We start from the raw sequence: 806 nt of genomic DNA on the forward strand, positions 1-806 counted from the left end.
ATTTTACAACGTATGCGTGAATTAGCCCTGCAATCATCGAATGGTTCAAATAGTCAGGATGACAGAGATGCCATGCAAAAAGAAGTTGGCGCATTACAAACTGAGTTAACTCGTATTGCTGAAACAACGTCATTTGGTGGTCAAAACTTACTTGATGGTAGTTTTGGTAGTAAAAAATTCCAAGTAGGCTCTGATGCTAACCAGACTATTGCTATAACTTTATCCGGTACTTCAGCAACAGATTTAGGTAACCATGCAATAGCATCAGCGGGTTCTAAATATGGCGTTGGTGCCGCTGGTGCCGCATTGAGTAGCTTGGCCGAAGGTTCTACGAGTGTCACCACAGTTAATGGCTCTAAAGGCACGGGTACCTATACTAACGTAGCGACAGATACTGCAGTTGAAACTGCCGACAAAATTAATCTTTTAAACAAAGGCGTTACAGCTGAAGCGGTATTAGAGACAACCATTGAATTAAAAACAGCAGGTACAGGTACGTTAGAGATTGGTGGTGACTCATTTGCGTTAGCTAACTATGGCACTGATAACAATAAGTTAGCAGAAGACTTGGGTAAGGCGGGTTACGATACATCAGTGAGTACAGCCGGTGTTATTTCGATTAGAGCAACCGGTGTTGCTGGCATTGATATTTCAGGGGCGACTGCTGCAGATACCGCATTAGGCGGAACCGATAGTTCAGCCGGTACTTCAAGTTTTTCATCTAAATTAGAATTAAGTAGTAATGACACATTCTCAATTTCAGGTACGACGGGAACTATTTCAGGAGATACAGGCTCTACTCAAAC

The 806-nt window shown here is 42.6% G+C and carries 1 pseudogene; it reads left to right on the forward strand.

The features are described from left to right. A pseudogene (locus tag H4J61_RS02310) lies at positions 1–806 on the forward strand (flagellin); the annotation flags it as partial.

Source organism: Colwellia sp. MB3u-4, from assembly GCF_014077065.1.
Taxonomy (GTDB): domain Bacteria; phylum Pseudomonadota; class Gammaproteobacteria; order Enterobacterales; family Alteromonadaceae; genus Cognaticolwellia.